The organism is uncultured Salegentibacter sp. (assembly GCF_963972535.1).
Lineage (GTDB): Bacteria > Bacteroidota > Bacteroidia > Flavobacteriales > Flavobacteriaceae > Salegentibacter.
Genome location: NZ_CAXAVR010000084.1, coordinates 1 through 12,067, shown reverse-complemented (window position 1 = coordinate 12,067; position 12,067 = coordinate 1). Strand labels below are relative to the sequence as shown.

Genomic DNA, 12,067 nt, shown 5'->3' with positions numbered 1-12,067 from the left:
TTTTGCTTTTCTACCTGGGCTTCCCGAATTCCTACTATTAAAATGGCCTTCGATTTAAATGAAGCCGAAATAGGAAACCTACTTATGGTAATGCCGGTGAGTTCTTTAATTGGGCTTCCGGTTTCTGGCTGGTTGGTTTCCCGTTTTGAAAGCAGGTATCCGTTAATCGTTTCTTTTGTTATACTTGCCGTCTCCCTTAGTATTATAGGAATAGCCGACAGCCTTTTGTTATTAATTATAGGAATATTTTGCTTTGCATTTTCTATGCGAATTTTTAATATCGCTATGAATACCCAGTCTTTAACCTTACAAAAAGCATTTCCTAAAAAAATTATTGGATCCTTTCACGGCCTTTGGAGTACCGGCGGTCTCCTGGGCGTAGCTTTTTCAACTTTGCTAATTAAATTTGATATTCCTATTTATCAGCATTTACCGGCGGTTGCTGGTTTTACTTTTATTTTAGCTTTTCTTGCTTTCTCATTTTTGCTGAAAAAGGATCGTTCTACCCAGGGGAATAAGCTTCGCTTTGGAAAACCTGATAAACCTACCATGTATCTTGGTTTTCTTGTTTTTCTTGCAGCAATTACCGAAGGCGGAATGTTCGACTGGAGCGGAGTTTATTTTAAAGAAGTGGTGAACGAAGATGTTTTTACACTGGGCTACTTAATATTTATGATTTTTATGGCCCTTTCCCGTTTCTTTTCAGATAGAATTGTGGAAAAAATAGGAATGGAAAAGAATTATATCATAAGTGCTTCCCTGGTATGTTTAGGGGTTTTACTAATGATTGTTTTCCCTTATTTCTGGCCTGCATTAATAGGTTTTTGCCTGGTAGGTATTGGAGTGGCCGCAATAATTCCCATGACTTTTCTTCTCGCCGGTTCCTCTAAAAAATATTCGCCGGGAATGGCTATTTCAATAATTACCACCTATGCCATAGTGGGAATGCTTTTAGGCCCACCACTGGTTGGTTATTTAGCGCATTTATTTAATTTGAAAGTATCTTTTATCCTTTTCTTTATTTCGGCTTTAATGCTTATTCCTATTTCGCAGCTGTTTTTTAAGCAGAAAGAAGAAAATATTCAGGAATAATTTCAATAAATGCCTAATCCTTATCTGCCGGGGTAATCATAATATGGGCGCGGTGCGTACCGGGATCCATTAACCAGGGCATTCCGGGAGTGTGAGGTTTATCTGGAAGTCCTGTTTCCTCGGTAGTAGCATAAGGCATATAAATCACATAACGCAGTTTTGCATCTTTAAGTTCCCCGGTCTCACGATTTAAATTTGCTTCTTTTCCAGAAAGAATATAGGTCATACTCGGGGCATCGGGCATTTTTAATTTTCCGCTTTCTACTTCCTGCTGGCGCACTGCACGAGTATCCATCATATCTTTACCTTCAGCTTTTAATTCCCTGCCGCGAGACATAAAAGGCTCAAGTTTTTTATTATAACAACTTACCGAAACTCCATTCATATTAGGATCGTCTGCAATACAAACCAGGTTATTGGTGCCTTCTTTTAATAAAACCGGTTTCCCCTCACGATCATAACCATACACAGTTACTGCATCCCTGTCTTCTTCCGGCGCAGCCATACTGGCCATTTTTATTTGAATTTCTTCAGATAAATATTCTTCCTGGGCTATTCCGTTAAAACTAAAAGCCAGAATCATTAAGCTATAAATTGCATTTTTCATTTTAAATTTATTTTATTTCATATTGTTTAAACTGCTACTTCCAGGATACATCATGCTGAACTTATTTCAGCATTCAGGATGAAAAGTATTTTAATTTAGCTTAGACCCTGAAACCATCCCGAAACTTCGGGACAGGGTGACGATTCAACCTAAGATGAGAATACTTTTTAAAAAGTCAAAAATTATAATTAATAATAATTTTTGGTAATCCTTTCAGCTAAAGTTACATATTTTAAGTGACTTCCTTTCTTAAAACCTCCAGAGGTGGTTTTCGTATTACGCTTAAACTATTGCTTAATCCAATAATCAATACCAGTAAGACAATTCCCGGGAATACTACTAAAAATGGAACAAGGGATGGGGTAAAAGGCGATTCAAAAACCAACCAGGCCAATAACTGACTGCTAATTAGAGAAAGTAATACGCCAGATAAACCGCCTAAGGTTCCCAGGTAAATGTATTCTAAAGCAGTAATATTTAGAATTTGGTTGCCTTTAGCCCCCAAAGTTCGTAATAACACACTTTCGCGAATTCGTTGATATTTACTGGTTCTTATTGCTCCTAAGAGCACAATAACTCCCGTTAAAATACTGAAAAATGCCATAAAATTAATGATCCAGGAAATTCTTCCCAGGAGCATTTCAATAACATTTAAAACCTGTCTAAGATCAATTATAGAAACATTTGGAAACTGTTTCACCAAATCCTGCTGTAATTTTGCCGATGCATCTTCCCCCGGAACTTTGGTGGTTAATACGTGAAATTGCGGCGCGTCTTCTAAAACACCTTTTGGGAAAACCAGGGAGAAATTCAGTTGCATTCTAGACCAGTCTACAGTTCTAATACTACCCACAACTGCATCTAATAAAACGCCCTGCACGTTAAAAACAAGCTCGTCTCCAACTTTAACTTTAGCATCTTCAGCAAAATTATCGCTTATAGAAACAGGAACGGGACTAATATCTCCTCCTTCTGCGGTCCATTCTCCGCTTTCAATAAATTCAGAAGCAATAATTGAATCGCGATAAGTTACTCTAAATTCGTGGTTTAAAACCCAGCCATTAATTTGGGAAGTAGTATCATTTCTTATCTCGTTAACCGATTTTCCTGCTATATTTTGTACACGCATAGTGACAATAGGAATATCGCTTAAAACCGGTAGATTATTTTCTTTTATTGTTTGTGCTACGGCTTCACGTTGTTCAGATTGTACATCTAAAAGAATCATATTGGGGCTATCGGCCTGAGATTCTATAGAAGCCTGAGCCAGTAGCAAATCTTTACTAAAATAAAGCGTACTAATAAGAAAAGTTCCTACACCAATGGCAAGTACCAGCGTTAAGGTTTGATTTTGTGGTCTAAAAAGATTCAGTAAGCTTTGCCGCGCTACAAAACCCCAGCTATGCGGAAAATATTTACGAATAGCCCGCATAAATAGATAGGCTATTCCAGCCAGGATTGAAAAAGTAACTAAAATTCCGCCTACAAATGAGAGTGAATATTTCCAATCTTCCAGTAGCCAAAGCGAAAACAAAAAGATGAATAAAAAGATTCCTAATGAAACTAAAATAATTGCCTTTCGGGATTTTTTAGAATCTTCTTTTATTACCCGTAGCGCCTGTAGAGGAGAAATATAAAGTGTTCCGATTAACGGGTAGAGGGCGAATAAAACCGACATCAAAATTCCTAATAAAATTCCCATTACAATTACCTGTAAGGAAAAAGAGATTTGAACATCTACCGGTAACAAGCCTTCTAAAAGCCAGGGAAATAATTGCTGAAGAATTAAACCGAGGGCAGTACCTAAAATACCGCCAATTAAGCCCATAAAAGCAACCTGGATAAGGTAAATTAAGAAAGTTTGTTTTTTGCTGGCTCCCAAACATTTTAAAACTGCAACGGCTCGTAATTTTTCTTTAATGTAAATTTGAATGGCGCTCGCAATACCAACACAACCAAGCAGCAGCGCGATAAACGCAACGAGATTAAGGAATTTTCCGAAATTTTCGTAGCGTCTTCCCAATCGGTCGCTGGTAGAGGTGTGGGTATCTATATCGGCTTCTTCAGCATCAAGGATAGGGTCTAGTGCTTCATCCAGCTTTTCCATATCGGTTTTAGGATCGGCTGTAAAATAGAATTCGTAATCTATACGGCTTCCGGTTTGTACAAGGCCAGATTCTTCAATAAACTTATATGGAATAAGTACCGGAGGCGCTACCGAACTAAAAATAGCCGTACTCCCGGGAACGCTATTGAGGGCCCCGGCAATTGGTAAAGTAACTTTCCCAATTTTAATGCTATCGCCGGGTTTTACCCCTAACTGAAGCATTACCGTTGCATCAACCAAAGCCGCAGCATTTTCCTGGTATGTTTCGGCAGCTTCTGCCGGCTGAGTTTCCAATTCGCCGTAAAACGGAAATCCACCTTCAATTCCTCTAACCTGCATTAATTTTGTGGCTTCGCTTTGCGGAAAAGCAGCCATCGAGGCAAATTTGATCTCCCGGGCTTCAGGCCCGCCCAGCGAATCCATAATTTGCATTACGCGTTCATTGGGTGCATCGTCGCTATCTATTTTAAAATCGGCGCCCATCAGCGCTTTAGATTGCAAGGAAATATTGTCTTTTAGATTTTCTCCAAAAGATTGAATGGAAACTACCGCGGCAATTCCCAGAACGATGGAAGCCATAAAAAGCGTCAACTTTTTACCGCTGGCTTTCCCGTCACGCCAGGCCATTTTAAAAAGCCAGTTAATACCGGGTTTAGAGGGTTTATTGTTGTTCATCTTTTATACTTGCGTTTCTTGATTTTCAACAATTTTTCCTCCTTTTAGTTTCAGAATATGCTGTGTTTTTGCTGCTAATTCAATATCATGAGTTACGATAATCAAAGTAGTACCTGCTTCTTTATTGAGATCGAAAAGCAATTCTTCTACTTTTTCGCCGGTTTCGGCATCGAGATTTCCGGTAGGTTCATCGGCAAATAAAACCGAAGGTCGCGTAGAAAAAGCACGCGCTAACGCCACTCGTTGCTGTTCTCCACCAGAAAGTTGGGAAGGATAATGATTTATACGGTCGCCTAATCCTACTTTTTCTAATAATTCTTTTCCTATTTTAGAAGCATCTTTATTCCCCTGAAGTTCTAATGGAACAGCCACATTTTCTAAGGCAGTAAGTGTGGGTAGCAACTGGAAATCCTGGAAAACAAATCCAATATGTTGATTGCGCAATAACGCTCTTTCATCTTCATCTAGCGTACTCAATTCGCTTCCGCATAAATCAATAGTTCCGGAATCTGGCCTGTCTAATCCCGCACAAAGTCCCAGTAGCGTGGTTTTTCCACTTCCAGAAGGGCCTACAATAGCAAAGGTTTTTTGTTCTTCTACTTCAAAATTAATATCCTGGAGAACTTTAAGTTTTTTAGAACCGCTGGAATAGCTTTTCTCCAGGTTGCGAACGTTTAATATCTTTGCCATCTTATTACTTGATTATTGTCTTTTTTGAATGCAGACAAAATAAGGAAATGATTTGATTATAAACCCCGTTGCTATGAGAAACTTGAAGTATTATTTTGCTGTTTTTTCAATATTTATAATGATTTCCTGCGGAGAAAATGCTGAAAAGAAATCGGAAGAAAAAAGCAAAGAAGAAACACAAACCGAAACTGAAGCGGAGGTAAGTGAAAAAAACGTGATTCTTTTCTTCGGAAATAGCCTTACAGCGGGAATGGGGTTAGAAACTTCTGAAGCTTTTCCGGCACTTATACAGAATAGATTGGATTCTTTGAATTATTATTATGAAGTAGTAAATGCAGGATTAAGCGGGGAAACAACTGCCAGTGGGAAAAATCGCATAAATTGGGTGTTAAATCAGGATGTAGATATTTTTGTATTGGAATTAGGAGCGAATGATGGTTTACGCGGAATCCCAATAGCTGAAACTCGTAGAAATCTTCAGGATATTATAGATACTGTAAAAGAGAAAAATCCCGATACTAAAATAGTTTTAGCCGGAATGCAAATTCCACCCAACATGGGAGAAGAATATACCACCGATTTTAGAAATATTTTTCCTGAACTTGCCGAAGAAAATAATGTGCAACTCATTCCTTTCCTTCTTGAAGGCGTAGCGGGAGATCCCGAATTAAATCAACAAGACGGCATTCATCCCACCGCCGAAGGTTACAAAATTGTAGCTGATAATGTTTGGGATGTTTTGGAAGATGTGGTAGAGAAAGAATAATTTATTCTGAAGGTTTTTCTAATGTTTTTTAGTCTTCTTCCGCCAGGGTAGTTTCTCACTCTTAGAAACTACAGCAAGACTTAAAGAGACCAATACAGAAATCGCTGCTGTAGTACCCAAAGCGCCACCATAACCTTTAAAAAAGGGACTCGCATTTAGGTAGATAATAGAAAAGATAAATCCTGAAAAACCTACCAATAAATAGCTGGGAAGTATTTTTGAAGAAACCATTCCAATAAAAGTAGCGCCAATAAAAACTATAGGGATGTTTTTGGTTAAGTATGGATTAAAAATATCAGGAAAAGAATAGAAAAATAAACCCACCAAAAGCGAGAGGCTTGCTGAAGCCCGAACAGCACCCTGCCTGTACTTGTTATTAACTATATAAGTTAGGATGGCAGAAATAATACCGGTGAGAAAAAGAATGCTTATTTCCATTAAAACAGGGTATATAAAATGGCTGAAGTGATGGCAATACTACCAAAAGCGATAGTTCCCAGTTTGCCGCCAAATCCGTTAAAAATATTTTTAGAAAGAATAAGAATGCTACCTGCGATAATACCCGCCAGTAAAATAAATTTTAAATTGGGCGCTACACTGGCCGAAGTCATTCCCACAAAAGCACCGCAGTAAATGGCGGGTGGCGCTTCTTTTAAAAGATTTGATTTTCTGTTTATTGAAGGCACAAAAGAAGCCAGGGTTCCTATAAATCCGGCGGCAAGTACCGGTCCAAATTTAAGTTCAATATTTATAAAAAATGTGCTTAGGGCACCGGTCACCGCAAAAAGAATAAGATAAAGATCTTTTATAAAATACCTTTCTTCTTGCCGTGGCGCTTTAAAATATGCAAGACTTATTAATACCGAAATTATCCCCAAAAATAAAAGTACGAGGGGAGCATTCATCTTATCAAAAAATATAGCGAACAAAAATGCAAACTGCATCATGATTAGAATAAAGAAAGATAATCTTCTGAATATTTTCGTCATACTTCAGGCTTGGTACTTTTAAGTCGGCAAAACTACTAAAACTATAAAGTTTAGGATGTTAGATTTTAATAATAAAAGGGCTTTTATTTTGACTTTTTCAGAATAATCGAGCTGAAAAATTCTTTTCAAAATTTAACGAAGCAGAATAATTTTGAGTTTAAATATTTTATAATTTTGGAAAATATCCTATAAAAAGGAAATAATCCAAAAATGAAGAAGAAGTCTATTTTACACCTGGATCTCGATGCATTTTTTGTTTCGGTAGAACGTAAACAAAATTCTGAATTGAATGGTAAACCGCTTATCGTAGGTGGTATGGGAGATCGTGGGGTAGTGGCGGCCTGTAGTTATGAGACGAGAAAATTTGGAGTACACTCGGGGATGGCAATGAAAGTAGCCCGGCAGCTTTGTCCGCAGGCCACCATAATTAAAGGTAATGCCAGTACTTATACCAAACATTCACACGTGGTGACCGAAATCATCAAAAGCCAGGTGCCCAGTTTTGAAAAAGCCAGTGTAGATGAGTTTTATGCCGATTTGAGTGGAATGGATAAATTTTTCGGAATTAATCAATTTGCGAGTGAGTTGAGGCAGACAATTATAAAAGAAAGTGGCTTGCCAATTTCTTTCGGACTTTCACAAAATAAGGTGGTTTCCAAGATCGCTACGGGAGAAGCCAAACCTAATGCCGAAATTGTAATTCCGCATGGAAATGAGAAAATCTTTCTTGCTCCATTAAGTGTAAATAAAATCCCTATGGTGGGAAATAAAACCTTTCAAAAATTGCTGAATTTAGGTGTTAGGGAGATAAAAACCATACAGGAAATGCCGGTGGAAATGTTGGAAAGCGTTTTAGGGAAAGCCGGTCGAACTATTTGGAAACGTGCTAACGGACTGGACGATACACCAATTATTCCATATCACGAAAGAAAATCTATTTCTACCGAGCGTACTTTTGGCCGCGATACCATAGATATGGTGCGCCTACACGCCACTTTGGTAGCTATGACCGAGAGCCTGGCGTACCAGTTGCGGCGAGGCAATAAATTAACCAGCGTGGTAAGTGTGAAGATTAGATATTCCGATTACCAAACGCATTCCAAACAAGTGAAAATCTCATATACCAGCGCCGATCATATTCTAATTCCTAAGGTTGAAATCCTCTTTAAGCAACTCTATTCCCGCCGGTTGTTGATTCGGTTAATCGGGGTAAAGTTCAGCGGACTTGTAGGTGGAAATTACCAGATTAACCTGTTTGATGACTCTGAAGAAATGCTGAATTTATATAATTCTATAGATAAAATTAAAGAGCGTTTTGGAGAACATAGCGTGATGCGTGCGGTGACAATGGGCACAAAAACCATTGGCCGAATGGGAAATCCGTTTAACGGCGAACCGCCAATTGTGTTGGCGCACAGAAAACAATAATGATCTATTTAAACTGTCATACCTGGTATTCATTGCGCTACGGAACTTTTTCGGTAGAAAAACTCTGTGAGCTCGCCCGGGAATTTAAAGTGGAATCTCTAGCGATTACTGATATTAATAATACTTCGGCTTGTTTAAATTTTATAAAAATCGCTTCGGAATATGATGTAAAACCAATAGTAGGAATCGATTTTAGAAATGGAGTCGACCAACAATATATAGGACTTGCGAAAAATAATGAAGGTTTCAGGCAGTTAAACGAGCATTTATCGCAGCAACTTCATCTAAAAAAAGATTTTAAACCTGAAGCTCCAGAATTACCGGATTGTATTATAATTTATCCTTTTGAAAAAGTATTAGCGAACAAAAAGACGAATTTCAGGAACAATGAATTCATTGGAGTTTCAGTAGAAAGTCTTCGGAAGCTTAAATTCTCAAAATACCTTGAATTTAAAGATAAGCTGGTATTGCAACAAAGTGTGAGTTTTAGGAATAAGCGCGATTATAATGCACACCGATTGTTGCGGGCCATAGACAATAATATTTTACTTAGCCAGCTTCCTGAAAGCGAGCAAGGTTCTTTTTCTCACCAGATGATAGCTTCAGAAATTATCACTTCAGAATTTGAAGATTTCTCCTATATTTTAGAGAACACACAGGAATTGGTAAATGCCTGCCGGGTAGATTTCAAATTCGGAAAAACCCAAAATCGAAATTTATTGGTCTCAGGTGACAGCCCTGAAGCTGATGTTGCCCGTTTAAGAAAATTATGTGATGATAATCTGCCAAAACGTTATCCAAAGTTAGAAACAGAAGTTTTGGAGCGAGTAGAAAAAGAGCTGAATGCCATCATAAAACTCGGTTTTGTCTCTTATTTTTTGATCAATTATGATATTGTAAGTTATGCCCGGTCGCAGAATTTTCCGTTTATCGGCCGGGGAAGTGGCGCCAATTCTATTATTGCTTATATTATTGGAATTACCAATGTAGATCCCGTAGAGCTGGATTTATATTTTGAACGCTTTATTAATGAAAGCCGAAGTTCTCCACCCGATTTTGATATCGATTTCTCCTGGAAAGATCGCAATGAAGTAACTGATTTTATTTTCGATAAATACGAATTTACCGCCCTAATGGGAACTTATGTAACCTTTAAACGTCGGGCTGTTGCCAGGGAACTGGGAAAGGTTTTTGGTTTGCCTAAAGAAAACATCGATAAACTTTCAGCAGGATTTTTTAGTGTAAATGAGCTGGATCAATTGGAGAAATTGGTGTTACGTTATAGTGCTTTAATTGAAGGTTTTCCCAATTATTTGAGCGTGCATTCCGGTGGAATTTTAATTCTGAATGACAGCGTTTATAATTATGCCGCCACTTTTTTACCGCCGAAAGGTTTCGAAACGATCCAGATAGATATGAATATTGCGGAAGAAGTGGGGATTCATAAATTCGATATTCTTGCCCAACGCGGACTCTCGAAGATCACCGATGCGATTGAAATTATAAGGGAAAATCAGCCCGATGCTGAAATTGAGGATATTGAAAATATTGCTGTTTTTAAGGAAGATCCACAAATTAATGAGTTGCTGAAAACCGGCGATTGTATGGGTGTTTTTTATGTAGAATCTCCCGCAATGCGTGGCCTGCTCACCAAACTACAAACCGATAATTATTTGAATTTAGTGGCTGCTAGTTCTATAATTAGACCTGGGATTTCCAGTGGAGGGATGAAAGAAGAATATATAAAACGGCATCGCGATCCCGCCAGAAGAAAGCAGGGCCATCCTGTAATGCTCGAAATTATGGAAGATACTTACGGGATTATGGTCTACCAGGAAGATGTGATGAAAGTAGCTCATAAATTCGCCGGACTCAGTTTTGAAGATGCCGATGTACTGCGGCGGGGAATGAGTGGTAAAAAAACCTCTAAAGGCCAGATGGAAAGAATTGAAGCTAAATTCAGGGAAAACTGTAAACAAAAAGGCTATAATAAAAAGATCATTGATGAGGTGTGGGAACAAATTTCCTCTTTCGCCGGGTATGCATTTCCAAAGGGACATTCGGCTTCTTATGCGGTAGAAAGTTACCAAAGTTTGTATTTAAAGAAATATTTTCCGCTGGAATTTATGGTAGCTGCGCTTAATAACGGCGGTGGATTTTATGATGTAGAAACTTATATCCAGGAAATTAGAAAATGCGGCGGGAGAGTGCATCCGCCCTGCATAAATAGGAGTGATCACCCCAATAGTATTTTTGGAAAAGATATCTACTTGGGATTGGGCTATATCAAAGAATTGGAAACTAAAACCGTACAGCAAATCCTGGAAAATCGACAGTTTTTTGGTGTTTTTAAGTCCTTTGATGATTTTATAGATCGGGTTTCTATTTCAATAGAGCAGTTAAGTATTCTACTGAAAATTGATGCTTTTAGATTCACACAAACAGATAAACATCATTTACTATGGAAAGCTCACTTTAAACTGAACGCATCCAAACCGGTAGCTACACAGGAAAAATTATTTAATACCGCTCACCGGGATTTTGAACTTCCGCAGTTTCAATATTCAGCATTAATAGAAGCTTTTGACCAGATGGAATTGCTGGGATTTCCGCTTTGTTCTCATTTTAAATTGCTTAAAAATCCCATTGAAAAATCAGTAAGAGCAAAAGATCTAAAACAGTATGTGGGAAAGGAAATATTGATCTATGGCGCCCTGATCACCGCAAAAAAAACTGGAACTTCTAACGGGAAATATATGTATTTCGGGACTTTTTTTGACGCTGAGGGCGATGTTTTCGATACAGTTCAATTCCCTGCTACCGCTGAGAAATATCCGTTACGCAGCAAAGGAATTTATAAATGCTACGGCAGGGTAAATAATGAGTTGGATTATATTTCTATTAGCATACAATGGCTGCAACGCCAGGAAACGCTAACCGATCCCAGGTTGGTTGGATATCAGTTTTCTTAGAGATTAACCTAAACAACATCCTGACTTGTTTCAGGATATAAGGAGTTAAGCCACATAATTTTATACTATTTCATATTTTAATTTTACTTATCTTTGACGTTAGTAACGGAAATCGGGATTACATGTGATAAAATCATTTGCTGACAAAGAAGCTGCAAAAATTTGGAATGGAATTCAATCCAAAAAGCTTCCTGCTAATATTCAAAACGTAGCTCGAAGAAAATTAAGAATGATAAATAATGCTCAAAATATAAATGACTTAAGAATTCCTCCCGCTAATCATTTGGAGAAGTTGAGCGGAAATTTAGAAGGCTTTCATAGCATTAGAATCAATAAACAATGGAGAATAATTTTTAAATGGGAGAATGATAATGCTCTTGAAATTCAAATTGTTGATTACCATTAGATTTAAATTAAATTGAAAAATGAAAAAGTTAGATAATATACATCCTGGAGAAATTTTAAAAGAAGAATTTTTAGATGCAATGGAAATCAGTGCTTACCGACTTTCTAAAGAAACATTTATTCCGCAGACAAGAATAAGTGAAATCATAAAAAAGAAAAGAAGGATAACTGCTGACACAGCTCTTCGACTTTCTAAATATTTTGGAACAACTGCTAAGTTTTGGTTGGGATTACAAGATGATTATGATTTAGAAGAGGAAAAATTTCTTAAAGGAAAAGAATTTAATAGCATTAAACCGGTAAAAAATAACGCGGCATAACCAGTTATTAAAATAA

General features: G+C 37.6%; 11 protein-coding genes. 6 read left to right on the top strand and 5 right to left on the bottom strand.

Annotation, left to right across the window (positions count from 1 at the left end; translation table 11 throughout):
• Positions 1-1,092: MFS transporter (locus AACZ30_RS10265; protein ID WP_339649185.1), on the top strand; the 1,092-nt coding region annotated here is incomplete at its 5' end.
• A gap of 13 nt (positions 1,093-1,105) precedes the next feature.
• Here the strand turns inward: AACZ30_RS10265 and AACZ30_RS10260 are convergent.
• From AACZ30_RS10260 to AACZ30_RS10250, 3 genes are all read right to left on the bottom strand, one after another.
• Entirely contained in the window at positions 1,106-1,699 is a 594-nt protein-coding gene (locus AACZ30_RS10260; protein WP_339649183.1) for a hypothetical protein, read from the bottom strand.
• A gap of 232 nt (positions 1,700-1,931) precedes the next feature.
• Positions 1,932-4,481, bottom strand: a complete 2,550-nt coding sequence (locus AACZ30_RS10255) for an FtsX-like permease family protein (RefSeq protein ID WP_339649181.1) — start codon at positions 4,479-4,481, stop codon at positions 1,932-1,934.
• Between the two features lie 3 nt (positions 4,482-4,484).
• On the bottom strand, positions 4,485-5,171 hold the full coding sequence (locus tag AACZ30_RS10250) for an ABC transporter ATP-binding protein (RefSeq protein ID WP_037315085.1): 687 nt from the start codon (positions 5,169-5,171) through the stop codon (positions 4,485-4,487).
• A 73-nt stretch (positions 5,172-5,244) separates the two neighbouring features.
• Between AACZ30_RS10250 and AACZ30_RS10245 the strand changes: the two genes are divergently transcribed.
• Positions 5,245-5,937, top strand: a complete 693-nt coding sequence (locus tag AACZ30_RS10245) for an arylesterase (RefSeq protein WP_339649180.1) — start codon at positions 5,245-5,247, stop codon at positions 5,935-5,937.
• Positions 5,938-5,955: 18 nt separating this feature from the next.
• Here the strand turns inward: AACZ30_RS10245 and AACZ30_RS10240 are convergent, their stop codons facing one another.
• Both AACZ30_RS10240 and AACZ30_RS10235 read right to left on the bottom strand, forming a co-directional pair.
• The gene (locus AACZ30_RS10240; RefSeq protein ID WP_208226124.1) at positions 5,956-6,375 is read right to left on the bottom strand and encodes a hypothetical protein; all 420 of its coding nucleotides are present in this window, start codon (positions 6,373-6,375) and stop codon (positions 5,956-5,958) included.
• Positions 6,375-6,926, bottom strand: coding sequence for a hypothetical protein (locus tag AACZ30_RS10235; RefSeq protein ID WP_146128759.1), 552 nt, complete (start codon positions 6,924-6,926; stop codon positions 6,375-6,377). The genes AACZ30_RS10240 and AACZ30_RS10235 overlap by 1 nt, the downstream gene beginning before the upstream one ends.
• 210 nt (positions 6,927-7,136) lie before the next feature.
• Here AACZ30_RS10235 and dinB point away from each other — a divergent pair, with 210 nt between their 5' ends.
• The 4 genes from dinB to AACZ30_RS10215 all read left to right on the top strand — a co-directional run bounded on the left by dinB (position 7,137) and on the right by AACZ30_RS10215 (position 12,051).
• Positions 7,137-8,354, top strand: coding sequence for a DNA polymerase IV (gene dinB / locus AACZ30_RS10230; protein ID WP_339649178.1), 1,218 nt, complete (start codon positions 7,137-7,139; stop codon positions 8,352-8,354).
• The gene (gene dnaE / locus AACZ30_RS10225; RefSeq protein ID WP_339649176.1) at positions 8,354-11,326 is read left to right on the top strand and encodes a DNA polymerase III subunit alpha; all 2,973 of its coding nucleotides are present in this window, start codon (positions 8,354-8,356) and stop codon (positions 11,324-11,326) included. Before dinB ends, dnaE begins: the two co-directional genes overlap by 1 nt.
• Positions 11,327-11,450: 124 nt before the next feature.
• Positions 11,451-11,732 carry a type II toxin-antitoxin system RelE/ParE family toxin gene (locus AACZ30_RS10220; protein WP_339649174.1) on the top strand — a complete coding sequence of 94 codons (282 nt, stop codon included), beginning with the start codon at positions 11,451-11,453 and terminating at the stop codon, positions 11,730-11,732.
• A gap of 19 nt (positions 11,733-11,751) precedes the next feature.
• Positions 11,752-12,051, top strand: a complete 300-nt coding sequence (locus tag AACZ30_RS10215) for a HigA family addiction module antitoxin (RefSeq protein ID WP_339649172.1) — start codon at positions 11,752-11,754, stop codon at positions 12,049-12,051.
• Positions 12,052-12,067: the final 16 nt, after the last annotated feature.

What these genes read in the sequence shown, in the direction of transcription:
- AACZ30_RS10260 (WP_339649183.1), bottom strand. Translation starts at nt 1,699, where the DNA reads ATGAAAAATGCAATTTATAGCTTAATGATTCTGGCTTTTAGTTTTAAC.
- AACZ30_RS10255 (WP_339649181.1), bottom strand. Translation starts at nt 4,481, where the DNA reads ATGAACAACAATAAACCCTCTAAACCCGGTATTAACTGGCTTTTTAAA.
- AACZ30_RS10250 (WP_037315085.1), bottom strand. Translation starts at nt 5,171, where the DNA reads ATGGCAAAGATATTAAACGTTCGCAACCTGGAGAAAAGCTATTCCAGC.
- AACZ30_RS10245 (WP_339649180.1), top strand. Translation starts at nt 5,245, where the DNA reads ATGAGAAACTTGAAGTATTATTTTGCTGTTTTTTCAATATTTATAATG.
- AACZ30_RS10240 (WP_208226124.1), bottom strand. Translation starts at nt 6,375, where the DNA reads ATGGAAATAAGCATTCTTTTTCTCACCGGTATTATTTCTGCCATCCTA.
- AACZ30_RS10235 (WP_146128759.1), bottom strand. Translation starts at nt 6,926, where the DNA reads ATGACGAAAATATTCAGAAGATTATCTTTCTTTATTCTAATCATGATG.
- dinB (WP_339649178.1), top strand. Translation starts at nt 7,137, where the DNA reads ATGAAGAAGAAGTCTATTTTACACCTGGATCTCGATGCATTTTTTGTT.
- dnaE (WP_339649176.1), top strand. Translation starts at nt 8,354, where the DNA reads ATGATCTATTTAAACTGTCATACCTGGTATTCATTGCGCTACGGAACT.
- AACZ30_RS10215 (WP_339649172.1), top strand. Translation starts at nt 11,752, where the DNA reads ATGAAAAAGTTAGATAATATACATCCTGGAGAAATTTTAAAAGAAGAA.